This is a genomic window from Marinobacter sediminum, assembly GCF_023657445.1.
Classification (GTDB): Bacteria; Pseudomonadota; Gammaproteobacteria; order Pseudomonadales; family Oleiphilaceae; genus Marinobacter; species Marinobacter sediminum_A.
The window spans coordinates 1,751,072-1,776,569 of sequence record NZ_JAGTWY010000001.1 but is presented as its reverse complement, the minus strand read 5'-3'; the positions used below and the strand labels follow the sequence as shown (position 1 = coordinate 1,776,569).

Below are 25,498 nucleotides of genomic sequence, written 5' to 3'. Positions count from 1 at the left end.
CTTGAGATGACAATCTCCCTCCTTCACCGAACCAGACAATCATGGAATCTGCATGACGCGTTATATTTTCGTCACCGGCGGTGTCGTGTCCTCCTTGGGGAAAGGTATCGCATCAGCCTCCCTGGCTGCGATCCTCGAGGCGCGCGGCCTGAAGGTCACTATTCTCAAGCTGGACCCGTACATCAACGTGGACCCCGGCACCATGAGCCCGTTTCAGCACGGTGAGGTTTTTGTCACCGAAGACGGCGCGGAAACCGATCTCGACCTGGGCCATTATGAGCGGTTCATCCGTACGCCGATGAGCCGTCGTAACAACTTCACCACCGGTCGTGTATATGAAGAAGTGATCCGCAAGGAGCGCCGTGGTGATTATCTGGGGGGCACCGTACAGGTGATCCCCCACATTACCGATGAGATCAAGCGTCGAGTGGTAGAAGGTGCAGCGGGCGCGGACGTCGCGCTTATTGAAATTGGCGGCACCGTGGGCGATATCGAATCCCTGCCTTTCCTTGAAGCCTGTCGTCAGCTTAAGGTTGAAGTCGGTCCCCAGCGTGCCCTGTTCATGCACCTGACCCTGGTTCCGTACATCGCCACGGCAGGTGAGATCAAGACCAAGCCGACCCAGCACTCCGTTAAGGAAATGCGCTCCATCGGCCTTCAGCCTGACATCCTGCTGTGTCGCTCCGAGCACGAAGTGGATGCCAGTTCCCGACGCAAGATTTCCCTGTTTACCAACGTGGAAGAGCGGGCGGTTATCCCCTTGCAGGATGCCAAGTCCATTTATGCCATTCCCCGCATGCTCTACGAGCATGGTCTGGACCAGTTGGTCATTGAACGCTTCAATCTGGACGCCCGCCCGGCGGATCTCAGCGAGTGGGACAACGTGGTTGAATCCCAGATGAATCCCGAAGGTGAAATCACCATTGCCATGGTCGGCAAATACATGGAGCTGCTCGACGCCTACAAGTCGCTGATTGAGTCCCTTCTCCATGCCGGTATCAAGACCCGCACCAAGATCAATATCAATTATATTGACTCCGAAGATATCGAGCGCGATGGCACCGTTGCCCTGGAGAAAGCGGACGCAATTCTGGTCCCCGGTGGTTTCGGTGAGCGTGGCGTGGAGGGCAAGATTCGTACCGTTCAGTACGCCCGCGAGAACAAGGTGCCTTACCTTGGTATCTGCCTCGGTATGCAAGTAGCGGTTATCGAATATGCTCGCAACATGGCTGGCCTGAAAGACGCCCACAGTACCGAATTCCGTGAACACACGCCGGAGCCGGTGGTGGGTCTGATAACGGAGTGGCTGGATTCCACCGGCGAGCGTGAAGAGCGCACCGAGGAATCGGATCTGGGCGGCACCATGCGCCTCGGGGCTCAGGATTGTGTTTTGACGGAAGGTTCAACCATTGCCAATTGCTACGGCAGGAAAACCATCCGCGAGCGTCATCGTCACCGCTATGAGGTGAACAACCACTTCCTGCCAAGGCTGGAAGAGGCCGGCCTCAAGATCTCCGGTCGCTCCTCGGATGGTCGACTTGTGGAAGTTGTGGAAGCCGGGGGCCACCCCTGGTTCGTGGCGTGTCAGTTTCACCCGGAATTTACCTCCACGCCGCGCGACGGTCACCCGCTGTTCAAGGGGTTTGTGGAAGCGGCCCTGGCACGTAAAAAGGAATCCTGATCATGGCACGGAGCACCGTTAGCGTTTCGGATATCGAGGTCGCCAACGACAAGCCATTTGTGCTGTTCGGCGGGATGAATGTGCTGGAATCCCGTGAGCTGGCATTCGAGGTTGCAGAAGCCTACGTCGAAGTATGTCAGAAACTGGGCATTCCCTATGTCTTCAAGGCGTCCTTCGACAAGGCCAACCGCTCATCCGTACATTCCTTCCGGGGACCGGGGCTGGATGAAGGCCTGCAGATCCTTGCCGATATCAAAAGTAAATTCGGTGTGCCGATTATTTCCGATGTTCACGAACCGGCGCAGGCCGCTCCGGCCGCAGAAGTCTGCGACATTATTCAGCTTCCGGCCTTCCTGAGCCGCCAAACCGATCTGGTAGTGGCAATGGCCGAAACCGGTGCGGTTATCAACATCAAGAAGGCTCAGTTCCTGGCACCGCAGGAGATGAAGCACATTATCAAGAAGTTTGAAGAGGCCGGAAACGACAAGGTGATCCTGTGTGAGCGGGGCAGCAGCTTCGGTTACAACAACCTGGTCGTCGATATGCTGGGCTTTGGCATCATGAAGTCCATGAATGTGCCGGTCATGTTCGATGTGACGCATTCTCTGCAGATGCCGGGCGGTCGCGCGGACTCTGCAGGCGGTCGTCGGGCCCAGGTCACCGATCTGGCGTTAGCCGGCATGTCCCAGGGTCTGGCAGGTCTGTTCCTCGAGGCGCATCCCGATCCCGATAAGGCCAAGTGCGATGGTCCCTGTGCTCTTCGCCTGAGCCAGCTGGAGCCTTTCCTCGAGCGAGTCAAGGCCGTGGATGATCTGGTAAAGAGTTTTAAACCTATCGACACCGCCTGATTGGCGGTGTTTGTTTTATCTGGGAGTACGGGCAGGTAGGGGATGGCTTTCCGAAACACGCTCCTTGCGGCACATCCCTGTGACGCTTGGGCTCCGCCATCCCTGGCTCCGCACAGTTTCGGAAAGCCATCCCCTACCTGCTCTCTAGACCCGACAACAAATGACAACCGTTTAGACATAGAAAATCTGGAGAATCATTAGAATGACCAAGATTGCCAACATCAAAGGCCGCGAAGTTCTGGATTCCCGCGGTAACCCCACCGTGGAAGCAGACGTTATTCTCGAAGATGGCACCATGGGCAGTGCCTGTGCACCTTCTGGCGCCTCAACCGGATCTCGGGAAGCCCTGGAGCTGCGTGACGGAGACGCCTCCCGTTACCTTGGCAAAGGTGTTCTCAAGGCCGTTGAAGCGGTGAACACCAAGATCCGTGACGCGCTGATTGGAACAGATTCGGCGGACCAGCGTGGTCTGGATGACATCATGCTGAAGCTGGATGGTACCGAGAACAAGGCCAACCTGGGCGCCAACGCGATTCTGGCAGTTTCCCTGGCGGCGGCGAAGGCGGCTGCGCATTCTCTGGGCAAGCCGCTTTATGCCCACATTGCCGACATCAATGGGACCTCTGGCAAGTTCTCCATGCCAGTTCCGATGATGAACATTCTGAACGGCGGCGAGCACGCGGATAACAACGTCGATATCCAGGAGTTCATGGTTCAGCCGGTAGCGGCGAAGAGCTTTGCAGAAGCGCTGCGCATTGGTGCCGAGATTTTCCACAGTCTCAAGAAGGTTCTCAGCGCTCAGGGTCTGAGTACAGCGGTTGGCGATGAAGGTGGGTTCGCACCGAATCTGCCGTCCAATGAGGCGGCGTTGGCGGTCATCAAGGAAGCCGTAGAGAAAGCGGGTTACAAGCTGGGTACCGACGTGACCCTGGCTCTGGACTGCGCTTCTTCCGAGTTTTACAAGGATGGCCAGTACCAGCTCTCCGGTGAAGGCAAGAGCTTCGATTCTGAAGGCTTTGCCGACTATCTGGCCGGGTTGTCTGAGCGTTTCCCCATTGTCTCCATCGAAGACGGCATGGACGAGAGCGACTGGGACGGCTGGAAAGTGTTGACCGATAAGCTGGGCAGCAAAATTCAGCTGGTAGGTGACGATCTGTTTGTTACCAACACCAAAATTCTGCAACAGGGTATCGATAAGGGTGTTGCTAACTCGATCCTGATCAAGTTCAATCAGATCGGCAGCCTGAGTGAAACCCTGGACGCGATCAAGATGGCCCAGGACGCCGGTTATACCGCGGTTATTTCACACCGCTCCGGTGAAACGGAAGATACCACCATCGCTGATCTTTCCGTTGCCACTTGTGCCGGCCAGATCAAGACCGGTTCCCTGTGTCGTTCCGATCGTGTCGCCAAGTACAATCAGTTGCTGCGTATTGAGGAAGCTCTGGACGGCAAAGCACCTTACCGTGGCCTGAGCGAAATCAAGGGTCAGGGCTGAGTCTGGACCCGTATTTTGAAACACGGTCGCTAGATCGTGGCTGAAAAATATTAAGGCCATCGTGTTCTGGATGAATATTCAGTCACGATGGCCTTTTTACACAAGCGGTTAGAAGAAGTTGTTGCTAATCTACTCTAAGGTCTATACTCAGCATCCAACGTTGAATTTTTAATCGGTGAACACTTAACGGAAGCGGCAATGAAATTGCTTTGGGCCATCATGGTAGTGCTGATACTCCTGCTACAGGTTCGCCTGTGGGTCGGGGAGGGCAGCTTTGCACAAGTCTGGGCCCTGGATAAGTCTATCGCCGAGCAACGGGAAGAAAACGCCGAGCTGTCTGCCCGCAATGAACGCCTTTATGCGGAGGTTCGGAATCTGCGCAATGAGCAGGGCGCGGTGGAGGAAAGGGCCAGAATGAATCTTGGATTGATTCGAGAGGATGAAACTTTCTTTCTCGTTGTAGAGAACTGATCTTCTGGTCTGGAGTTCGCCACTCTCCAGACGTTATGCGGAAACCCTATGACCAAACCCAAACTCTGGTTAATCGTTCCTGCGGCCGGTCTTGGCCAACGCATGCGGGCGGAACGCCCGAAGCAGTACCTCCGTATCAACAACCGCTTTATCCTGGATCTCACGCTCTCTCGGCTGCTGGATTCAGCGCCCTTCACCGGTTGCATGGTTCCTCTCAATGATGCCGACCACTGGTGGCCCGATACCCATGCCAGCAAGGATAGCCGTATTCAAACCTGCACCGGCGGCGCCGCACGGGCTGATTCGGTTCTTTCTGCATTACATGCCCTTGCAGAACAGGTTGAGGATAATGACTGGGTGTTGGTTCACGATGCCGCTCGCCCCTGTATCCATGCCGATGACCTGGCCAATCTCGTGCAAACGGTTTTGGATCACCCGGTTGGCGGGCTCCTGGCTACGCCTGTTGCGGATACCATAAAAAAGGCGCGGGCAGGGGTGCCCAATGAGGTGATCGAAACCGTTGACAGAAGCCAGCTTTGGCGGGCGCTGACACCCCAGATGTTCCGCTATTCCATGCTCGTTGGTGCACTGGAGCAGGCCCTGAATAATGGACAGTCGGTGACCGATGAGTCCTCCGCCGTGGAGTTTTCCGGTAATATGCCGGTTCTGGTGGAAGGTCGGCCGGATAATATCAAGGTCACCGTCCCGGCTGACCTGGACCTTGCGGGATTTATTCTCAGTCGATTCTGAATTTTCTGGCTTTCCGGAGTAGGACGTTATGCGAATTGGTCAGGGCTTCGATGTCCACGCCTTCGGTGAAGGCGATGTTGTAATCCTTGGCGGTGTTTCAATACCTCACACCCGGGGTCTGAAAGCCCACTCTGATGGTGATGTATTGCTGCACGCTCTGGCGGATGCGCTTTTGGGGGCAGTGGCCCTTGGCGATATCGGGCATTTTTTTCCGGATACCAGTGATGAGTGGGCCGGTGCCGACAGCCGCGACCTGCTGCGTAGGGTCATGGCTCGGGTGCGGGATGAGGGCTACAGCGTGGTCAATGTCGACAGCACCATTATTGCCCAGGCGCCGAAAATGGCCCCGCATATCGAATCCATGCGGCTGAACATTGCCGAAGACCTGGGAGTTCCGGCGAGCCGTGTCAGTATCAAGGCAACGACCACCGAAAAGCTTGGATTTACCGGGCGCGGTGAGGGCATTGCCTGTCAGGCTATTTGTCTTATGGAGCCCATTGCCTCGTGAGTGACACGACTTCACCTTCAGGCCGATGGCGACTGGACTGGCCTACATCGCGGGGTGGAAGGGTTGCCCGTGCCCGGTTGAAATCCAAACCGGAAGACTTCCGGGTGGATGAAGACCTGGGTCTGGAAGGCTTTTCCGGAGAATCGGACTTGACCGCAATTTCCGGTGACGGGGAGCACCTTTGTCTTCGGCTGGAGAAGTCCGGAGACAACACCGAATATGTGGCTCGCGAGCTGGCGGCATTGTCGGGGTGCCGATCCTTTGATGTTGGCTTTTGTGGCCTGAAAGATCGCCATGCGGTGACAAGGCAATGGTTCAGTCTCTACCGACCGGGATTGGCGGAAGAAGATGTTGCCTTTATTGATAAAGTGGCGGAACGCTGGCCGGTTTTGTCGGCGTGTCGACACAATCGAAAACTCCGTCGGGGGGATCATCGGGGTAACCGCTTCGCCATTACCCTCCGGCAGATTAGGGGTGACAAAACCGGTATTGAGACCGCTCTGGCCGGACTGAAAACACAGGGCGCTCCCAATTATTTCGGTCCCCAGCGGTTTGGTATCGCTGGTGCAAACCTTGACCGGGCTGCAGCAATGGGTCCCGATGCCATGAATCAGGGGCGCCGCTCAGGTGGTCGCGGTCGCAAAGGGAAAGGCCGTGCTGGCAGAGATGCCTCTAAAAACGTATTGTACTTTTCGGCGGCACGTTCCTGGTTATTTAACGAAGTTCTTGCCCTCAGGGTGGAAAAGGGAAACTGGTTTACGCCTCTCGACGGTGAGCCGGGTCTTCCAGGCAACGAATCGTTGGTAACAGGCCCACTCTGGGGTGATGGTGGCACCAGTGCGGGCGGCGTTCAGGCAGAACTGGAGTCGGGTGTTGTCGACGGGGCGCCAGAGCTCCTTCAACTGTTTTCGACAACGCGCATGAAGCCGGAACGGCGACCACTGGTAGTCAGGCCCGGCGAACTGGTTTGGGACTGGCATAATGATGGCAGCCTGACATTGGAATTTTTCCTGGCGCCGGGCCAGTACGCCACCACTATTCTGAGTGATATTTTTGAGCTTGAGGACATGAGCCTCGGCCAACATAACAATCGATAAGGTTAGCGGAGAGCATTGTGCGTATTCTGTTGTCCAATGATGACGGTGTCCATTCGCCGGGGTTGATAGCCCTTTACGAAGGACTTGAGGGGTTGGGCGATCTGGAAGTGGTCGCCCCGGATCGTGACCACAGCGGGGCAAGCAATTCCCTGACACTGAATCGTCCCTTAACGGTGGAACGGCATCCTAACGGATTTCGCTCCATAGACGGGACACCGACAGACTGCGTGCATCTTGCCGTCAATGGCCTGTTCGAAGAGCCTTTCGATCGGGTGGTCTCCGGAATCAACACGCACGCTAACCTTGGCGACGACATCATATATTCCGGAACGGTCGCTGCCGCGACTGAGGGCCGTCATCTTGGCCTTCCCGCTATTGCGGTATCTCTCGTCAACGATGGCCATTTCCATTATGAAACCGCGGCCCGCGTCGTTCGAATGCTCCTTGAGAACGAACGGCCGCTGGTACTTGGCCCCCGTTCCATTCTCAATGTGAACGTACCGGATGTTCCCTGGGAAAAGCTGGCAGGTTTTCGTGTCACTCGCCTGGGTCACCGGGAGCGGGCAGAGGGTGCTGTGCCCATGACCTGCCCCCGGGGTAAGGAGCGGTACTGGATCGGTGCGGCCGGTGAGGGCGGCGATGCCGGCCCCGGAACCGACTTTCATGCAGTGCGCGAAGGTTATGTTTCGATAACGCCGGTTCACATCGACATGACCCGTCACGAGGCTCTTGTCCCCCTGCGTGCATGGGCGGATGCCCTGCCGGATAACGGCGAGGCGACTTCATGAGCGCAGAGCTCCAGGGTATCGGTATGACCTCCAGGCGTACCAGAATGCGCCTGGTTCAGCGCCTCAAGGAAGCCGGAATCGAATCCGAACGGGTACTGGAGGTCGTTGGCGAGGTTCCCAGACACATTTTTCTCGACGAGGCGCTTTCCCATCGGGCCTATGAAGATACCTCGTTGCCCATCGGTTACGGTCAGACCTTGTCACAGCCCTATATCGTTGCCCGCATGACGGAGCTCATGCTAGCTCATGGGCCTTCCCGTGTGCTTGAGCTTGGCACCGGGTCCGGTTATCAGACAGCGGTCCTGTCACGCCTTTTTGACCAGATATACAGTGTTGAGCGGATCAGGCCCCTGCAGGATCGGGCCAGGGACCGCCTGCGCCAGCTTAATGCCCGCAATGTCTTGCTGAAACATGCGGATGGCGGAATGGGTTGGCCTGACCGTGGCCCTTTCGATGGAATCATCGTCACTGCGGCGCCTGTTGAAGTGCCCAGGGAACTGCTGGCGCAGTTGCGGGATGGTGGCGTTCTGATTGCTCCGGTCGGAGAAGAAAACCAGACCCTGGTGGAAGTCATTCGCAGAGGGGACCGGTTCGATCACAAAGAGTTGGAACCTGTGCATTTTGTGCCCTTGCTGGGCGGAGTGATCCGTTGATTACTGAGGAGAACCGCTTGCCGGAAGGCCGTGCAGAAGTCAGTCGTCCGCATCATCCTGCGGCAGTTTTTGTCCGTGGCATGGCCATGGGCGCTGCGGATATTGTTCCCGGAGTTTCCGGTGGCACCATAGCCTTTATTACCGGCATCTATTTCCGTTTGCTTGAGGCAATCAATGAGGTTCCTGTCGCTTTCTTCCGTGAACTGGTCCGGGGGCGGGTGAAAGAGTTCTGGCAGGCCACGGATGGTACGTTTCTGGTTTGCCTTCTGGCAGGGGTCCTGACCAGTGTTGCTACGCTGGCATCGGCCATCAGTTATGCGCTGGTGCAACACCCTATCCTTATCTGGAGTTTTTTCTTCGGTCTTATTGTGGCATCTGTCTGGCACGTTGGCCGGCAGGTTAAGCATTACCGTGTTTCTCTGGCGGTTCCACTGATCGCGGGCATTGTATTGGCGTGGTGGATCACAACACTGCCTGCCGGAGAGATTGCGCCCACCAGCGCGACTTTTTTCGGCGCAGGTGCCCTGGCAATCTGCGCCATGATCCTGCCCGGAATTTCGGGCAGTTTTATCCTTGTCATCATTGGCATGTATGCCCCTGTACTCACCGCCATCAAGTCCGTGGACGTGGGCATCCTACTGGTTTTCATGGCAGGGTGCATCGTTGGTCTGCTGTCCATCGCACGATTGATCACCTGGGCGTTTCACCATTTTCATGATCTGGTGCTGGCCGTTCTCACAGGGTTCATGATCGGGGCCCTCAACAAGGTTTGGCCCTGGAAAGAGGTCCTGAGCTGGCGGATAAACAGGTCCGGCGAACAGGTGCCGTTAAACGAAATGAGTATCAGCCCATACACCTTTGCGGATTTAACCGGTCAGGATCCCCGGATCATCGTTGCCATTGTCATGGCGATGGTTGGTTTTGGCGTGGTGTTGCTGGTTGAGTGGATCGGCAGTCGGTATCAGAAAGGTGCGATGAACACCGCTGGCGAATCGTAAGATGTAAAAGTGTTACCTGGCGCACAAAAAAAGTGTTTCTACAGGTAACAGGGGGCGCGAGGAAGTAACTTGGAATACAAAAGAAATTATGCAATATATTAAGAAGTTACTTTTAAAAGCTTAGAAAGTGCTTCGGCATGCACTACGCTTTATACAGATTATTCATAACTGGGTCGTTTTTATTCCTGTGATATTTTTGCGTGGGTCATTCAATGCCGCCCTGGCGGCCTTCCCGCGGTTCCCCTCCGGTGCCCACGCTTCACCTCGTGCGGTGAAAGCCTTGTGCGCCAGGTTTTCCCTGGCTGCAGTACTGTTGGGCACCTTGCTGTTAACAGGTTGCAACACCCCCGCCCTTTATCAGGACGACCTTTACAATCCGCCAGTGTACTGGGGGCGTCACGTTGTTCAGTCCGGGGAAACCCTCTATAGCATCGCCTGGCGTTATGGTCGGGACTATCGCGAACTTGGCAGCGCCAATGGTATTGGTCCTCCCTGGACCCTGAAGGTCGGACAGGTGCTGCGTCTGGATCGTCGTGGCACCGTCACATCCAGCCGTCAGACCCGTGCGTCGGGAGGCAGTGCTTCTGCGCCTACCCGCTCGACCAGGGTCGATCCGCCAGTACCAACCCCGACATCCGCCTCAAGGCCGTCTGTCACCCGGACCCCGAAAAAAGATACGCCACTGGTATCCCAGACCCAGACGGTGGCCCGGGTTAACTGGCGCTGGCCTCACGTTGGCACCGTAATTGCTGGATATTCAACATCCGGAAAAGTCAATAAAGGTGTTGATATTGCCGGAAAAGCCGGGGATGCTGTGAGAGCAGCCGCCAGCGGGAATGTGGTGTACGCCGGCAATGGGTTGTTAGGCTATGGCAACCTGGTTATCGTGAATCATAACGAGCACTATTTGAGTGCTTATGCCCACAACCGGAAGATTCTGGTGCAGGAAGGGGAGGACGTGAAAGCCGGTCAGGTGATTGCAGAGCTCGGTAGCAGTGGCGCTGAACGACCCGTGTTGCATTTTGAGATTCGAAAAAACGGCAACCCGGTTAATCCCGCCCATTACCTGCCACCGCGCTAGCGAAGAAGCAGCCTGGATGCTGTTACCCCTCACAAACCGGCACTGACAGACACACCGCGTTAAAAAAACAAAAACGGTTACGGGAGTAACCGGCCAAACAGCAAATGTCCTGAAGAAAAAAAGTACGAGTACGAAGAATGTCCGAAATAACAAGAAGTAACGGACAAAATCCAGGATTATTGAGAGGCGGGGCAAGACAGATGTCAGCAGAGCAAGAAGAGATCATTATCGATCGTGTCGAGGATGTGGAAGAGTCTGAGACTCAAATACTGGCTGAAGACAAGGTTGAAAAGACTTCAACCGGTGAAGCAGCCGAATCGGAAGAAGGTATTCCTACCCAGGGGCGTTATTTTACAAGCCAGAAACAGCTGGACGCCACACAGCTTTATCTCAACGAAATCGGTTTTTCGCCGCTTCTGACACCGGAAGAAGAGGTTTATTTCGCTCGTCTGGCTCGTAAGGGCGAGGAATCCGGACGCAAGCGCATGATTGAAAGTAATCTGCGTCTGGTGGTCAAGATTGCAAGACGCTATGTCAATCGGGGGCTGACCCTTCTGGACCTGATTGAGGAAGGCAACCTGGGCCTTATTCGTGCAGTTGAGAAGTTTGATCCCGAGCGTGGGTTCCGTTTTTCAACCTACGCGACCTGGTGGATTCGTCAGACCATTGAACGCGCGATCATGAATCAAACGCGGACTATCCGGCTACCGATTCATGTAGTGAAGGAACTGAACCTGTATCTTCGCGCCGCCCGAGAGCTGACCCAGAAGCTGGATCATGAGCCCTCGGCCGAAGAAATCGCGCGTATGGTGGACAAGCCTGTTGCGGATGTAAAACGCATGCTTGGCCTCAATGAACGTGTTGCCTCCATGGATACCCCGATCGGTACCGGTGGTGAGAAATCTCTGCTGGACACGGTGGCGGATGAAGGAGCGTCAGATCCTGCCGATCTGTTGCAGGACAACAACATGTGTTCCTGCCTTGAAAAGTGGATTGACCAACTCAGCGAAAAGCAGCAAGAGGTGTTGTCCCGTCGCTTTGGCCTGAGGGGTTATCCGGTCAGTACGCTGGAAGAGGTAGGCCAGGAAATCGGCCTGACCCGTGAGCGTGTCCGTCAGATCCAGGTAGAGGCCCTGCGTCGCCTGCGGGAAATTCTGGAGAAAGAAGGGCTGTCCGGAAACCTGCTGTTCAAGTAACGCTTTTATTACCTTTCCGATCGAAAAGCCGGCGAAGCAACTTCGCCGGCTTTTCTGTTTCAGTATCTCTGCAAATGAGAACCAGGTTGCGCCGGCCACTCCCTCGTCGTTGTTAGAATGCCTCGACCGGGCGGGGATAAGGGTGTCGAAGCCCGGTGACGAATGAAACACATAAATAATAATGATCGAAAAGGAAAGGACTATGAAGAAGGCTCTCTCAACCTGTTTTGCCTCTCTGGCTATGGCGGCGGCACTGTCTGCGCCGGTCTCTGCGCTGACTGTAGAAGGCGTGAATGTTCCCGAATCCTATTCTGCGATGGACACCGAGCTCAAGCTCAATGGCGCTGGTACTCGGTCAAAATGGTTTATGGATCTGTACGTGGGTGGCCTCTATGTGCCAGAAACGATTGATGACGGGGAGGCAGTAATCAATGCGGATGAACCACAGGCCATTACTCTGCATATCATCTCCGGCATGATCACCAGTGACCGCATGAGCGAAGCCACCCTGGAGGGTTTTGAGGCGTCCACCAACGGTAACATGGCTGCGATTCAGGACGATGTTGATCAGTTCATGAATGTTTTCAAGGCCGAGATCAAGGAAGGCGACGTTTTTGATCTTGTGTATCTGCCAGGCGTAGGTGTGAAGGTGCTGAAGAACGGTGACCTCAAGGACACCGTTGGTGACCTGGCATTCAAGAAGGCTTTGTTCGGCATCTGGCTCTCCGACAAGCCAGCCCAGGAGGACCTGAAAGAGAAGATGCTGGGCCAGAGATAGTTCTCGGGCTCCGCAGCCAGAAAAGCCGGCGTTTTATCGCCGGCTTTTCTGCATTGGAAGTCAGAGAGTGCTGCCCTTTCAGCAACGAAGACTACAGATAATCCCGCTTTTGTTTGAATTCACACAGGTCCTCAATGATGCACGCACCGCATTTCGGTTTGCGGGCGGTGCAGGTATATCGACCGTGGAGGATCAGCCAGTGATGGGCGTCCAGCAGGAATTCTTTGGGTACCAGTCGCATCAGTCGGTCTTCCACTTCCAGAACGTTCTTTCCAGGCGCTATTCCGGTCCTGTTTGAAACACGGAAAATGTGGGTGTCAACGGCCATCGCCATATGGCCAAAAGCAGTGTTCAGGACCACATTTGCTGTTTTCCGCCCGACACCGGGCAGTGCCTCAAGTTCTTCCCGTTTTTCGGGTATCTGGCTGCCATGTTTCTCAATGAGAATACGGCAGGTCTTGATCACGTTCTCTGCCTTGCTGTTAAACAGGCCGATGGTTTTGATGTATTCCTTCAGCCCGTCTACACCGAGTGCCAGAATGGCATCTGGTGTATTGGCCACGGGAAAGAGTTTGTCCGTAGCCTTGTTGACGCCTACGTCCGTGGCCTGGGCGGAAAGTATGACCGCGATGAGCAACTCGAACGCTGTGGAGTAGTTCAGCTCGGTTGTGGGGTTAGGGTTTGCATCCCGCAGCCGGCTGAAGATTTCGATTCGTTTTAGCTTGTTCATTGGCTTTTAAAGCTACCTTGCCTGCGAGTCAGGAAACGTGACCAGTCACGCGCACCCGCTTGTTGCCAGGTGTAACGGGCGACTGTTCGACGGCTTTTTTCCGTTCTGCCAGGTGATTGTCGATACTGTTCTTGAGCGCAATGAGCAAGCCAAGCCCAATAAAGGCGCCGGGTGGCAGAACCATGAACAGCATGTCCGGATAGTTTTCGAAGGGGCTGACAACCCAGTCAGCGGCCATGGGGCCAAGCAGAAGGTTCATGTCCACGAACAGGGTGCCCTGGCCGATGAGCTCACGCATGCCACCCAGCACGATGAGAACCAACAGGAAGCCCAGTCCCATCATGGCACCGTCAAGCAACGCGGGCCCTGGTGCATTTCGTGAGGCAAATGCATCGGCACGTCCGAGGATGGCGCAGTTGGTCACGATGAGCGGGATAAAAATGCCGAGAATCTGGTACAGCTCATAGGTGAAAGCCTGCATCAGTAATTCGGCGCAGGTGACGAACGACGCGATGATCATCACGAAAGCGGGCAGCCGAACGGATTCGCTGACGAAATTCCGGATCAGCGACACGGCAAGATTCGAGCCCATGAGAACCATCAGTGTCGCCAGGCCAAGACCAACAGCGTTAACGACGGTGCTGGTAACTGCGAGGAGAGGGCAAAGCCCGAGTACCTGAACCAGGGCCGGGTTATTGCTCCACAACCCGTCACGTATTATTTCTTTTGAGGTTTTGGTGGCCATGATTATGAATGCTCCGAACTGGTCGATTCACCGGCAATGGATTCCGGAGAAAGTGCCTTGTCTCTAGGTTGTGGGGCTTCGTTGAGACGCTCGCGGATAGCCTGTCGGTTCTTGCGGAAGTAAATCAGGGCCTTGTGCACTGCTTTGACAACCGCCCGGGGCGTGATTGTGGCTCCGGTAAACTGGTCGAACTCCCCTCCGTTTTTCTTGACGTTCCACTCCCGATTCGGAGGATTGCCCAGTGAACGCCCGACAAAGCTCAGGATCCAGTCTGACTTCTTGGTTTCGATGCGATCTCCCAGTCCCGGGGTTTCCTTGTGACTGGTTACCCGTACTCCCAGAATTTTACCCTGCATGTCTACCCCGACGAGTAGCCGGATACTCCCGGAATAGCCGTCGGGAGCAATAACGGGGATGATCATACCGGTCGGCTGGCCACTGCGGCGGGCAACCCAGACGGTCAGCGGCCCCTCGGTTGCAAGTCGGTCGCTGTCAGGAAGCTGAACCGTGTCCTTCAGCAGATCGTTGTCGTGGGCACTTTCGGGAATGATCTCGAACAGAGCCTTGGCCTCGGCCCGGGCTGCCTGTTCCTGGATCCGCTGCTCGGTGAAGGCCTGGGTAACGGCAATGGTACCCCCGGTGATCACGGCAAACAGACCAAGACCAATGGCGCTGCGACGGATTGACTGTGCAAGTGCTGCCATAGTTTACCCTTGATTCCTGCCCGTTATACCCCGGCGTGCCTTGTGATGGCCATAGGTTCTGGGTGGTGTGTAGTGATCAATGAATGGCACTGCAAAGTTCATTAGCAGAACACTGAAAGCGACTGCGTCCGGATAGTTGCCCCAGGTCCGGATCAGATAGATGAGGATTCCGATGCCCGCACCGTAGATCAGTTTGCCCTGGTGACTGGTCGCAGCGGAAACCGGATCGGTGGCAATAAAGAAGGCTCCGAGCATGGTGCCACCGGCCAGGAGGTGAAGCGATACCGGCGCATATTGATCTGCATTGTTACCGAAAGCCAGACTCATGATGGTGAGCCCGGCCAGAAAACCTGCCGGAATGTGCCATGTGATGATCCTGAGGAATAACAGGAGCAGTCCTCCGGCGAGAAATGCCGCACTGACCCATTCCCAACCCCGGGCAATGCCATTGCCGAAGGTGGGATGCCTGAGCACTTCCTCGGCCGTGTGTCTGGCAATTTTGTGCTTATACTCATCCAGTGGAGTGGCCATGGTCCAGGCATCCACCGCGGTTTGCTTGGCGGAAGCAATGGTCGTGAGGGTTTCGCCAAATCCCGGTGCGTTCTTCCAGAGCAGGGCCGGCTCAGCCCAGTTGGTGGTCATGGCAACCGGGAAGGAAATGAGCACCAGGGCATAGCCTACCATCGCCGGATTAAACGGGTTGGAGCCGAGACCGCCGTAGAGTTGCTTGGCAACGACAATGGCAGAAATCACGGCGATGGCGGATACCCATAGAGGCGCGAATTGGGGCAGGGAAAGGCCGAGCAGGAGGCCGGTAACCGCAGCCGTGTTGTCCTTGAGAAAGAACGCCACCGGTTTTTTTCGCAGCCCCAGGATGGCCGCTTCCGAGGCCAGCGCCACCGCAATGCACCAGACCACATTGATCAGGTTGCCCCAGCCGAAGAACAGTGTCTGAGCCAGCAGACCCGGTAATGCGGCAATGACCACCCAGAGCATGACCCGCGAGGTGGGGCGGGCATTGTGGGCATGGGGTGACGACTGTTGAACAAATGCCATGAATGTCGGGCCTGAATTGGGTTATTCGGTTGACTGGGATTCGGTCTGGTTTGCCTGCTGGTTACGGGCATCCGTCAAGGCATCTTCCGCTCGCTTTACTCTGTCATGGTTCTTGGCGACCGCCCGTTCCAGTTTGTCCACATTATCGGCCTGCTGCGTTTTGGCGTCGTCCAGCATCCCTTGCATGGTTTCGAGTTTGGACTGCGCCTGCTGGAGCTGCTTTTCCAGAGTCTCGATGTCGGGTTTTTCGCGGACCGGTTCTGCGGTTTCTGCCTTCGTAGCGTCCACTTTGGACTTTTTGCGGGCAAGGGCCTGCTCAACCAGCGCGGCCTTGCTCGCTCGCTCGTCAGTCGCATCGCCCTCTGTGGCGGCTTTCTCGGCTTCCGCCTTCTTCTTCGACTGGGCCTCAGCCGCGGCTTTAGCCCTGTCCTTGCGGCGCTGTTCTTTTTCTTGCTGCTCCCGTTCAAGGCGAGCCTGGCGGGCTTCAAAGCGTTCCCTGGCCCGGTCAGATTTCAGCTGCTCGGCTTTCTGAACCTGAATTTCACCTTTGGCGTAGCGGTAGTATTGCACCAGTGGAATCGAACTGGGGCAGACGTAAGAACAGGCGCCGCATTCGATGCAATCAAACAGGTTCAGGTGTTCCGCTTTTTCAAACTCCGAGGCTTTGGAATGCCAGAAAAGCTGCTGGGGCAGCAGTTCCATGGGGCAAACCTCAGCGCACTCGCCACAGCGAATGCAGGGCTGCTCAGGTGGTGGTGCGGGCAGCTCGCTGGCCGTGGCAGCGATCAAGCAGTTGCTGGTCTTGATGACAGGAACTGCAGTCGTCTTGAGGGTATAGCCCATCATGGGGCCGCCCAGTACCAGTCGATTTGCCTTGTCAGCCTGAAGCCCGGCCTTCTCCAGCAGGTACTCGATCGGGGTACCGATCAGGACCTCGAAATTCCCGGGCTCCCTAACGGCTTCACCTGTAACTGTGACAATCCGGGAAATCAGCGGCTTGCCCTCAAAGACAGCCTGGGAGACGGCAACGGCCGTCCCGATGTTCTGGCACATCACGCCAATGTCCGCAGGAATACCACCGCTGGGCACTTCCATCCCGGTAAGGATCTGAATGAGCTGTTTTTCACCCCCGGAAGGGTATTTGGTTGGAATAATCGCCAGCTGGATCTGTGTGCCTTCGGTGGCCACGCGCATGGCTTCTGCGGCTTCAGGCTTGTTGTCTTCAATAGCTATTACGCAGCGCTCGGGGCGCAGAATCCAGGCCATTACCTTGAGGCCGGCCACAACTTCCTCTGCCTTCTCCCGCATGGTCATGTCATCGGCAGTGATGTAGGGCTCGCACTCGGCACCATTGAGGATCAGGGTGCTGACCTTGCGATCCCGGGGCGGGCGCAACTTGATGTTGGTTGGAAAGCCGGCGCCGCCCATCCCGGATAAACCCGAATCCCGGATGATGGCCAGCACCTCGTCCCGATCCAGTTTGCGGTAGTCGCTGACGGGGTTGAGTGGTAGCCACTGGTCCTCGCCATCCGGCCTCAGGGTAATACACCGGTCATTCATGCCTGACGGGTGTGGGACCGGTAAGTCGGTAATGTTTTCGATGATGCCGGAGGTGGGGGCGTGGACAGGCACACCCATGCCATTGGTTACGTCGGCTATCTTCTGGCCTTTGAGCACCCGGTCACCGGCGGTGACAATTGCTTCGGCCGGTTCACCGATGTGCTGCTGCAATGGCAGCACCAGATGATCCGGGATGCCGGCAGTGCGAATCGGGCGGGCTGTAGATTGATGCTTGTTCTCGGCCGGATGGACACCGCCGGCAAAATCCCACAATTGACTCATCAGGCGCTGGCTCCCTGACGGTCGGTGGCGATAATGCCGGGTTCTGGTGGCGTCCAGGTCCAGGTACGGATGTCGGGCTCAACCGTTACCATGTCAATGCAGTCGACGGGGCAGGGCTCAACGCAGAGGTCACATCCGGTGCACTCGCTTTCAATAACTGTGTGCATGTGCTTGGCCGCGCCAAGGATTGCGTCAACCGGGCATGCCTGAATACATTTGGTGCAGCCGATGCACTCATCCTCCCGGATCACCGCGACCCGCTTGGCCTGCTCGACGCCATGCTCTGCATCCAGCGGCTGGGGTTCGATATCAAGCAGATCCGCCAGCGCCTTGATAGTGGACTCACCACCCGGTGGGCACTTATTGATAGGGCCGCCCTCGGCGATAGATTCGGCGTAGGGCCGACAGCCGGGAAAACCACACTGGCCGCACTGGGTTTGCGGCAGCAACGCGTCAATCTGGTCCGCCAGCGGGTTGCCTTCGACTTTGAACCGTTCCGACGCAAAGCCCAGCAATCCGCCGAAGACCAGGGCAAGGGCCAGCATGACCAGAACGGCGATAATAATGCCTGTCCACATAAAAGCGCGCCTCCGTTAAACGCTGACCAGGCCGGTAAAGCCCAGAAACGCCAGTGACATCAACCCTGCGGTTACCATACCAATGGCTGCGCCGCGGAAAGAGACCGGGACGTCGGCCACGGCAATGCGTTCGCGCATCGCAGCGAACAGCACCAGTACCAGCGAGAAGCCGGCAGCGGCACCGAAACCGTAGAGTACAGATTCAACGAAGTTATTGTTTTTGTTCAGGTTAAGAAGTGCGACGCCAAGCACAGCGCAGTTCGTTGTGATCAGGGGCAGGAATATTCCCAGCACCCGATAGAGCAGGGGGCTTGTTTTGCGGACCACCATTTCCGTGAACTGGACGACCACGGCAATGACCAGAATGAATGTGATGGTCTTCAGGAATGCCAGATCCAGGGGGGCCAGCAGATAGGTGTAAGCCAGATAACTGCAGACCGAAGACAGCGTCAGCACAAAGGTGGTCGCCAGGGACATGCCCATGGCGGTTTCCAGCTTCCCGGACACGCCCATAAAGGGGCACAGGCCCAGGAACTGAACCAACACGAAGTTGTTGACCAGGATCGTACTGACCAGTATCAGCAAATACTCTGTCATCGGAGCTGCTCTGCCTCGCTCACGGGTTACATGATTCGCATGCCGGGCGTGGCGCCGGAGTCTGGAGACAGGATAAAGATCTCTTTGCCCCCCGGGCCTGCCGCCAGAACCATGCCTTCCGACATACCGAATTTCATCTTCCGGGGTTTCAGGTTGGCGACCATCACGGTGAGGCGACCTTCCAGATCTTCCGGCTTGTAGGCTGACTTGATACCAGCAAACACGTTACGTTCGCCATGCCCTATATCAAGTGTAAGGCGAAGAAGCTTGTCGGCGCCTTCGACATGTTCCGCTTTGATAATTTTAGCGACCCGGAGGTCTGTTTTCGCGAAATCGCTGAATTCTATCTCATCAGCCACCGGTTCCAGGTTGGCCGCCTCTGCCGGCTGGCCAGTCGCTGCGGGTAGCTCCTCCTCTTTGGAGGCGTCCAGCATCTTCTCGATCTGGGCCATGTCTACCCGGCTCATCAGCGGCTTGAACTTGTTGATGCCGTGGTTCTCGAGGCGCTGGGCACGATTGTTCCAGTCCAGGCTGGCATTCAGGAATGCCTCAGATGCCTCAGCGGTCTTTGGCAATACCGGTGTCAGGTAAGTCATCAGCAGGTGGAACATATTGATCGCGTTGGTGCAGATGGCTTGCAGATTCTCGTCCTGATCTTCCTGCTTGGCGATTACCCAGGGCTGCTCGTCATTGACGTACTGGTTGGCGATATCTGCCAGCTCCATGATCCGTCGCATCGCGCGGCCGAATTCGCGGGTCTCGTAGAACTCCTCGATCTCCTTGCCGGCATCAACGAATTCCTTGAGCTTGTCATGTTCAGTGACCTGTCCCAGCTGGCCGTCAAATCGCTTGGTGATAAAGCCCGCACTGCGGCTGGCGATATTGACTACCTTGCCTACCAGATCCGAGTTTACCCGGGCGGCAAAGTCGTCGAGGTTCAGGTCCATGTCGTCCACGCCGCCGGTGAGCTTGGCGGCGAAGTAGTAGCGCAGATATTCTGGGTTCAGGTGGTCCAGGTAGGTGCGGGCCATAATAAAGGTGCCGCGGGACTTGGACATTTTCTTGCCGTTCACGGTCACAAAACCGTGGGCCCAGACTGCAGTAGGCGTCCGGAAGCCGGCATCATGCAGCATGGACGGCCAGAACAGGGCGTGGAAATTGATGATGTCCTTGCCGATGAAATGATACACCTCGGCGGTGGAGTCGGCTTTCCAGAAATGTTCGAAATCGATGCCCTCGCGGTTACAGAGGTTCTTGAAGCTGGCCAGGTAGCCAATGGGTGCGTCCAGCCAGACGTAGAAGTACTTGCCGGGCGCATCCGGAATCTCAAAGCCAAAGTAGGGTGCGTCGCGGCTGATATCCCACTCCTGCAGACCGGCGTCCAGCCACTCGGCCAGCTTGTTGGCAACCTGTGGCTGCAGGGTGCCGCTGCGAGTCCAGTTGGCCAGGAAATCCGCGAAATCGGGCAGCTTGAAGAAGTAATGCTCCGATTCTTTCTCTATCGGTGTGGCGCCCGACACCGCCGAGCGCGGGTTTATCAGTTCCGCCGGGGTGTAAGTCGCACCGCAGGCTTCACAGTTATCACCGTACTGGTCCTCGGTCTTACACTTCGGGCAGGTGCCCTTGATAAAGCGGTCCGCCAGGAACATGTTCTTTTCCGGGTCGAAGGACTGGGTGATCTTGCGCGTGGCAATGTGCCCGTTTTCCTGCAACTGACGGTAGATGTACTCGGAGAACTGACGGTTTTCTTCCGAGTGGGTGGTGTAGTAATTATTGAAGCGGATATGGAAACCGGCAAAATCCTGCTGATGCTCCTCGCGGATACGATCGATAAGCTGTTCGGAAGTGATGCCTTCCCGCTCGGCACGAAGCATAATAGCGGTGCCGTGGGCATCATCGGCGCAAACGTAATAGCAGTTCTGGCCACGCATGTTCTGATAGCGCACCCAGATGTCGGTCTGAATGTATTCCAGCAAATGACCCAGATGGATGGGGCCGTTGGCATAGGGAAGGGCGCTGGTGACCAGAATATCGCGCTGTTGCTTTGAACTCGCTTGCGTCATGGTGTGTCCGAACCTTTCAGTCAATAAGGATTGGCTTGAAACAGAGTAATGGGCGTCCCGATTACAAGTCCTGGCGTATATGCTCCAGACGGAGACCCCATATGGCCAGAAACGGGCACAGATGATACCTTCCGAGCAGATAATTTTCACCCGAATCACCTGTTTTCATGCTTAAAAACAAGTATGAGCTTATTCCGGAGAAGCCGATGACACAGATTTCAGAACAGGCCCTGCAAACAGCGGTTCGTGAATATCGCGATCCTTACCTTCAGAAGGACCTTTATGAGCTGGATGCTGTGAAGTCTCTGAGCGCCGATGATGCGGGTAACGTAACCCTGATGGTCGAGTTGCCATACCCATCCAAAGGCATCGCAGGCGCGCTGAAGCAACTGGTTTCCGTTGCTCTGGAGAATGTCGACGGCGTCGAGAGTGCCCAGGTGCACGTTGGTCAGAAGATTCACTCGTATAAAGTACAGAAAGATCTGCCTTCCGTTCCCGGTGTGAAAAACATCATCGCGGTGGCCTCTGGCAAGGGTGGCGTTGGCAAATCCACTACCGCCGTCAACCTTGCCCTCGCTCTCCAGGCTGAGGGTGCCCGCGTCGGCATTCTCGATGCCGACATCTATGGCCCGAGCATCGGCATGATGCTGGGCGTACCCGAAGGTAAGCGGCCTGACACTCGTGAGAACAAATACTTCGTGCCCATGGATGCCCATGGCCTGCAGGCCAACTCCATGGCCTTCGTGGTCACTGATAAAACTCCCATGGTCTGGCGCGGCCCGATGGTCAGTGGTGCCGTTATGCAGCTGCTCCAGCAGACCCTCTGGAACGAGCTCGACTATCTGATCGTCGACATGCCGCCGGGCACCGGCGATATCCAGCTCACACTGGCCCAGAAAGTCCCCGTCACCGGGGCCGTCATTGTCACCACGCCGCAGGACATCGCGCTTCTGGATGGCAAAAAGGGCATCGAAATGTTCCGTAAGGTTGATATCCCGGTTCTGGGCGTGGTCGAAAACATGAGCGTCCATATCTGCAGCAACTGCGGCCACGAAGAACCGTTGTTTGGCCATGGCGGCGGCGAGCGAATTGCCGAAGAATACGATACGACCCTGCTGGGTCAGCTGCCCCTGCACATGACCATTCGCGAACAGACCGACGGAGGCAAGCCTTCGGTGGTGGCGGAGCCGGATTCGGAAGTGGCGCGTCGTTATCGCGATATTGCCCGCAGGGTGGGGGCTGAACTCTCGACGCGCGAGCGTAACCTGACTGGTTCCATCTCAAGTGTGTCAGTAACTGAGCACTGATTCGTAAGTTTTTGAGGCTGAGTGTTCAGGGGTCTGATCGCGGACGCAGGGACAGTTGCCCGAAAATCTCGGAGGCCAGGGAGGGCCGGAGAGAAGCGCACATGGATGTGCTTGTAGCGGTTTTCGGGCAACTCTCCCTTGTGACCGCAGCCCCCGATATATGGGAGGTCAGGGCCTTCGACAGACCCACGGGGAAAAGGTAAACTACGCCTCAATTTTTCCAGTGGAAACGAGACTTCACCCATGAGCATCAAGTCCGATAAGTGGATTCGCCGGATGGCCGAGCAGCACGGCATGATCGAACCGTTCGAGAGCGGTCAGGTTCGTGAAACCGAAAAGGGTCGTGTCATCTCCTACGGCACCTCAAGCTACGGCTACGACGTGCGCTGCAGCAACGAGTTCAAGATTTTCACCAACGTGCATTCCGCCACGGTGGATCCGAAGAATTTCGACGAAAACAGTTTCGTCAACTACACCGGTGATGTCTGCATTATTCCGCCGAACTCATTTGCTCTGGCCCGTACCGTCGAGTATTTCCGGATCCCCCGCAGTACGCTGACCATCTGTCTCGGCAAATCCACCTACGCTCGTTGTGGCATCATCGTCAACGTGACTCCACTGGAGCCGGAGTGGGAAGGTCAGGTAACGTTGGAATTTTCCAACACCACCAACCTGCCGGCCAAGATCTACGCCAACGAAGGTGTGGCGCAGATGCTGTTCTTCGAGTCCGACGAGGTATGTGAAACCAGCTATAAGGATCGCGGCGGCAAGTATCTCGGCCAGACCGGCGTGACCCTGCCCCGGACATGAACGCCAACCAGTTTCTGAAAGCCGTTTCGCAACTGCAGGGATGGCGCGAATGCGCCTTCCTGCTGGCGCTTGCCGAGCGCTCGTTCCCGAATTACGCACTGTTTGCTGATGCGGTCGGGCTTAAAACCGGTGCCAAAATGCGCCAGATGCTGGATCTGGGCTGGGATATGCTGCAAAAGGATGTCGCCGAATCGACGATTCCACAGTTACTGGCGAAGCTGGAAGCCCTGTCACCGGATGTGAATGCCTATGATGCTTACGGCGTCTATCCGGCCTTTGACTTCTGCGAGCTGCTTGAGCAGGCAATGCTGAACCGTCTTAACCCGACCAAGCACCGGGCAACCGATGCCTCCCAGATGGCCACTGCCACCGTCATGAATTTTATCGAGTTGTCCGAAGGCGAAGACCTTGATGAAGACGGGCTGGTGCGATTGCTGGATCAACATCCGCTAATGAAAGAAGACAAGGCCTTTCAGCGTGACGTCCTGCTGGCACTCAAGCGCCAGCGTACCCCGACAGAGCAGTTTGTTGAAAAACTGCAGGCTGATGCCGCCAATGACGGTTTCAGCAATCTGGGGATCTCGCTGGCGGAGTAACGCCTGCTATCAGGGGCAGGCTACACTGTCCCCAATGCCCCGGCTTTATCGTTTCTAGTACAAGATGGATTTAACACCATGAAGCTCTCTGCCTTTGGTCGCAAATTTACTGCCGATTCCGGTATTACCTCCTTGATGGATGATTTGGGTAATGCCATGGCGTCTGGCGACGATATGATCATGATGGGTGGTGGAAACCCCGGACACATACCGGAAATCCAGCAGCGCGTTCAGGAAATTCTGGCAGAGATGAGTCGCAGTGAAAGCGACGTGCGCCGGCTGGTAGGAATCTATGATCCTCCCCAGGGTGAAAAGCAGTTTATCGGGTCACTGGTTGAGCTTCTGAACCGGGAATATGACTGGAACCTTAAGCCGGAGAACATTGCCCTGACCAATGGCAGTCAGGCAGCATTTTTCATGCTTTTCAACATGTTTGGTGGTGATTACGGGAATGGGCAGCGCAAGCACATCCTGTTGCCACTGGCGCCAGAGTATATCGGATACGCGGATGCAGGTATTGAGCCCGGGCTGTTCCATGCCGTGCAGCCGGATATTTCCTTCACCGATGCCCACGAGTTCAAGTACCGCGTGGACTTCGATGCCGTTGAGGTGACTGGCGAGACCGGTGCCATTTGCGTATCCCGGCCTACCAACCCGACAGGCAATGTGGTCACTGATGAGGAACTGGCCCGCCTTGAGGGGCTGGCCCGAGAGCATGATGTTCCGCTGATTGTGGACGGTGCCTATGGCACGCCCTTTCCCAGCCTGCTGTTCGCCGATGCGACGCCCACCTGGAATGAGCAGATTATTCTTTGTCTGAGTCTGTCCAAGCTGGGCTTGCCGGCGGCCCGAACAGGCATCGTGATTGCGGCGGAGCCCATCATCAAGGCGCTGTCCGGCATCAACGCCATTATGAACCTGGCCACAGGCAGCTTTGGTGCGATGCTGGCGGAACCAATGGTTCGCTCTGGTGAAATTCTTTCCCTGAGCAGGGATGTTGTTTGCCCCTTCTACAAGGCGAAAATGGAGAAGGCCGTAGCGACCTTCCGGAAGGCCATGGGTGAGGACAGCTGTCGGTGGTACATCCACAAGCCGGAAGGTGCCATGTTTCTGTGGCTGTGGTTCCCGGATCTGCCAATTACCAGTCTTGAGCTGTATCAGCGTCTGAAGGCGCGTGGAGTGCTGGTGGTTTCCGGCCATTACTTCTTCCCCGGCCTTCCCGAAGATGGCTGGAAGCACCGGCATGAATGCCTGAGGGTAACCTATTCCCAGGATGACGACCGGGTGGCCGAAGGTTTGCGGATAATCGCTGATGAAGTAAAGGCAGTCTGGGCCGAGTCGGGGCAGGCGGTCTAATCGCCCCGGGCCGCCTGTTTCAGCTTCAGTTCATATTTGCTGCCGTCGGGCTCTACCTGCAGCAGCCGGACCAGCAGGAAGTCCTCATCCGGGGCAAACCACATAAGTGTTTGACGCTTTGCCCCTTCGCCTCGCACTTTTTCTGCCTTTACGGTTGTTGTGGTGCCCCTGGATGTTTTCAGTGGTTCCTCATCAATAACAGCGAAACGATCATTGTCGTAGCTGCCGCGGTCGATAATCTGGTAGGACATATCCCGTTTGCCGGCACTGATGTCGTGGCGTAGCTGCAGCTGGAAGCCGAGCGGGTCCAGGGCGCCTTCCTGCAGTTCCAGCCTGAAGGGCTTGCCACGGTATTTGCCCGTAGCAACTCCGGCGTCCCAGTCAAAATCAATCGACTGCTCACGGTTCTTTACCAGGAAACCCGATAGTCGGTAACGATACCGCAAAGGAACGACTCGGTTGTTTTCCCACTTAAGCTCAAGGGATTCGTCGATATTGGCGATGAACGAACTCACATCTGTCCGGTAAAGCCAGACATCGTTATCCTGGGGTGTGAGTGTGCGCTTCGCGCTGCCGTTCAGGGAGATACCCTTTTCCATCGATGCCGTGTAGCTGGCTTCGAATGGAGTGAGTGTGGTCTCTGTTTCCGCGAAAGTTGTGGCGGGGGCCGCCAGAGCTCCGAGGCACAACAGCAGTGCCACGCCCCGGGCCAGAGTCTTCGCAGTGTGTTGGATCGCTTGCATCGCCGGTAACCCACAAAGCCGTCG

Annotated in this window: 26 protein-coding genes; 17 read left to right on the top strand and 9 right to left on the bottom strand. The window is 56.2% G+C overall.

Features of this window, described 5'->3' with window-relative positions; genetic code table 11:
• Positions 1-52 precede the first annotated feature (52 nt).
• The 13 genes from KFJ24_RS08480 (at position 53) to KFJ24_RS08420 (ending at position 12,347) form a co-directional block, all read left to right on the top strand.
• Positions 53-1,681 (top strand): CTP synthase, encoded by a 1,629-nt coding sequence (locus KFJ24_RS08480; RefSeq protein ID WP_250830632.1) that lies wholly within the window; start codon positions 53-55, stop codon positions 1,679-1,681.
• Between the two features lie 2 nt (positions 1,682-1,683).
• Positions 1,684-2,529, top strand: a complete 846-nt coding sequence (kdsA, locus tag KFJ24_RS08475) for a 3-deoxy-8-phosphooctulonate synthase (protein WP_250830631.1) — start codon at positions 1,684-1,686, stop codon at positions 2,527-2,529.
• Positions 2,530-2,731: 202 nt separating this feature from the next.
• Positions 2,732-4,027, top strand: coding sequence for a phosphopyruvate hydratase (gene eno, locus KFJ24_RS08470; protein WP_250830630.1), 1,296 nt, complete (start codon positions 2,732-2,734; stop codon positions 4,025-4,027).
• A 198-nt stretch (positions 4,028-4,225) separates the two neighbouring features.
• Complete coding sequence (locus tag KFJ24_RS08465) at positions 4,226-4,498, top strand: septum formation initiator family protein (RefSeq protein ID WP_250830629.1); 273 nt, start codon at positions 4,226-4,228, stop codon at positions 4,496-4,498.
• A 48-nt stretch (positions 4,499-4,546) separates the two neighbouring features.
• A complete protein-coding gene (gene ispD, locus KFJ24_RS08460; RefSeq protein ID WP_250830628.1) occupies positions 4,547-5,248 on the top strand; it encodes a 2-C-methyl-D-erythritol 4-phosphate cytidylyltransferase in 702 nt (233 codons plus the stop codon).
• 28 nt (positions 5,249-5,276) lie between these two features.
• Positions 5,277-5,756 carry a 2-C-methyl-D-erythritol 2,4-cyclodiphosphate synthase gene (gene ispF / locus KFJ24_RS08455; protein WP_250830627.1) on the top strand — a complete coding sequence of 160 codons (480 nt, stop codon included), beginning with the start codon at positions 5,277-5,279 and terminating at the stop codon, positions 5,754-5,756.
• Positions 5,753-6,853, top strand: coding sequence for a tRNA pseudouridine(13) synthase TruD (gene truD / locus KFJ24_RS08450; protein ID WP_250830626.1), 1,101 nt, complete (start codon positions 5,753-5,755; stop codon positions 6,851-6,853). Before ispF ends, truD begins: the two co-directional genes overlap by 4 nt.
• A 17-nt stretch (positions 6,854-6,870) precedes the next feature.
• Positions 6,871-7,641 carry a 5'/3'-nucleotidase SurE gene (gene surE, locus KFJ24_RS08445; RefSeq protein WP_250830625.1) on the top strand — a complete coding sequence of 257 codons (771 nt, stop codon included), beginning with the start codon at positions 6,871-6,873 and terminating at the stop codon, positions 7,639-7,641.
• Positions 7,638-8,294, top strand: a complete 657-nt coding sequence (locus tag KFJ24_RS08440) for a protein-L-isoaspartate(D-aspartate) O-methyltransferase (RefSeq protein ID WP_250830624.1) — start codon at positions 7,638-7,640, stop codon at positions 8,292-8,294. Before surE ends, KFJ24_RS08440 begins: the two co-directional genes overlap by 4 nt.
• Before the next feature lie 80 nt (positions 8,295-8,374).
• Positions 8,375-9,292, top strand: a complete 918-nt coding sequence (locus tag KFJ24_RS08435; protein WP_250832595.1) for a DUF368 domain-containing protein — start codon at positions 8,375-8,377, stop codon at positions 9,290-9,292.
• A gap of 280 nt (positions 9,293-9,572) precedes the next feature.
• Positions 9,573-10,373, top strand: a complete 801-nt coding sequence (locus KFJ24_RS08430; RefSeq protein WP_434968035.1) for a peptidoglycan DD-metalloendopeptidase family protein — start codon at positions 9,573-9,575, stop codon at positions 10,371-10,373.
• Positions 10,374-10,573: 200 nt separating this feature from the next.
• Positions 10,574-11,569 (top strand): RNA polymerase sigma factor RpoS, encoded by a 996-nt coding sequence (gene rpoS, locus KFJ24_RS08425; protein ID WP_250830622.1) that lies wholly within the window; start codon positions 10,574-10,576, stop codon positions 11,567-11,569.
• 202 nt (positions 11,570-11,771) lie between these two features.
• On the top strand, positions 11,772-12,347 hold the full coding sequence (locus tag KFJ24_RS08420; protein ID WP_250830621.1) for a chalcone isomerase family protein: 576 nt from the start codon (positions 11,772-11,774) through the stop codon (positions 12,345-12,347).
• Positions 12,348-12,438: 91 nt separating this feature from the next.
• On the opposite strand, the gene nth is transcribed toward KFJ24_RS08420, so the two are convergent.
• The 8 genes from nth to metG are packed head-to-tail and all read right to left on the bottom strand — an operon-like array spanning position 12,439 to position 20,662.
• The gene (gene nth / locus KFJ24_RS08415; protein WP_250830620.1) at positions 12,439-13,077 is read right to left on the bottom strand and encodes an endonuclease III; all 639 of its coding nucleotides are present in this window, start codon (positions 13,075-13,077) and stop codon (positions 12,439-12,441) included.
• A 28-nt stretch (positions 13,078-13,105) separates the two neighbouring features.
• Positions 13,106-13,822 (bottom strand): electron transport complex subunit E, encoded by a 717-nt coding sequence (locus KFJ24_RS08410; RefSeq protein WP_250830619.1) that lies wholly within the window; start codon positions 13,820-13,822, stop codon positions 13,106-13,108.
• 2 nt (positions 13,823-13,824) lie between these two features.
• A complete protein-coding gene (gene rsxG / locus KFJ24_RS08405) occupies positions 13,825-14,526 on the bottom strand; it encodes an electron transport complex subunit RsxG (RefSeq protein ID WP_250830618.1) in 702 nt (233 codons plus the stop codon).
• 3 nt (positions 14,527-14,529) lie between these two features.
• Entirely contained in the window at positions 14,530-15,582 is a 1,053-nt protein-coding gene (rsxD, locus tag KFJ24_RS08400; protein WP_250830617.1) for an electron transport complex subunit RsxD, read from the bottom strand.
• Between the two features lie 21 nt (positions 15,583-15,603).
• On the bottom strand, positions 15,604-17,424 hold the full coding sequence (gene rsxC, locus KFJ24_RS08395) for an electron transport complex subunit RsxC (protein WP_250830616.1): 1,821 nt from the start codon (positions 17,422-17,424) through the stop codon (positions 15,604-15,606).
• Positions 17,424-18,002: an electron transport complex subunit RsxB gene (gene rsxB, locus KFJ24_RS08390; RefSeq protein WP_250830615.1), complete on the bottom strand. Its 579-nt coding sequence runs from the start codon at positions 18,000-18,002 to the stop codon at positions 17,424-17,426. The genes rsxC and rsxB overlap by 1 nt, the downstream gene beginning before the upstream one ends.
• A gap of 15 nt (positions 18,003-18,017) precedes the next feature.
• Entirely contained in the window at positions 18,018-18,599 is a 582-nt protein-coding gene (gene rsxA / locus KFJ24_RS08385) for an electron transport complex subunit RsxA (protein WP_250830614.1), read from the bottom strand.
• A gap of 26 nt (positions 18,600-18,625) precedes the next feature.
• Positions 18,626-20,662 (bottom strand): methionine--tRNA ligase, encoded by a 2,037-nt coding sequence (gene metG, locus KFJ24_RS08380; RefSeq protein ID WP_250830613.1) that lies wholly within the window; start codon positions 20,660-20,662, stop codon positions 18,626-18,628.
• 206 nt (positions 20,663-20,868) lie between these two features.
• On the opposite strand from metG, the gene apbC reads away from it, so the two are divergent.
• From apbC to KFJ24_RS08360, 4 genes are all read left to right on the top strand, one after another.
• On the top strand, positions 20,869-21,969 hold the full coding sequence (gene apbC, locus KFJ24_RS08375; RefSeq protein WP_250830612.1) for an iron-sulfur cluster carrier protein ApbC: 1,101 nt from the start codon (positions 20,869-20,871) through the stop codon (positions 21,967-21,969).
• 243 nt (positions 21,970-22,212) lie between these two features.
• Positions 22,213-22,779 carry a dCTP deaminase gene (gene dcd, locus KFJ24_RS08370; RefSeq protein WP_250830611.1) on the top strand — a complete coding sequence of 189 codons (567 nt, stop codon included), beginning with the start codon at positions 22,213-22,215 and terminating at the stop codon, positions 22,777-22,779.
• Complete coding sequence (locus tag KFJ24_RS08365) at positions 22,776-23,375, top strand: YjaG family protein (RefSeq protein ID WP_250830610.1); 600 nt, start codon at positions 22,776-22,778, stop codon at positions 23,373-23,375. Before dcd ends, KFJ24_RS08365 begins: the two co-directional genes overlap by 4 nt.
• Before the next feature lie 78 nt (positions 23,376-23,453).
• Positions 23,454-24,731 carry a valine--pyruvate transaminase gene (locus KFJ24_RS08360; RefSeq protein ID WP_250830609.1) on the top strand — a complete coding sequence of 426 codons (1,278 nt, stop codon included), beginning with the start codon at positions 23,454-23,456 and terminating at the stop codon, positions 24,729-24,731.
• On the opposite strand, the gene KFJ24_RS08355 is transcribed toward KFJ24_RS08360, so the two are convergent.
• Positions 24,728-25,474: a DUF3108 domain-containing protein gene (locus KFJ24_RS08355; RefSeq protein WP_250830608.1), complete on the bottom strand. Its 747-nt coding sequence runs from the start codon at positions 25,472-25,474 to the stop codon at positions 24,728-24,730. The two genes, KFJ24_RS08360 and KFJ24_RS08355, sit on opposite strands and share 4 nt — an antisense overlap.
• Positions 25,475-25,498: the final 24 nt, after the last annotated feature.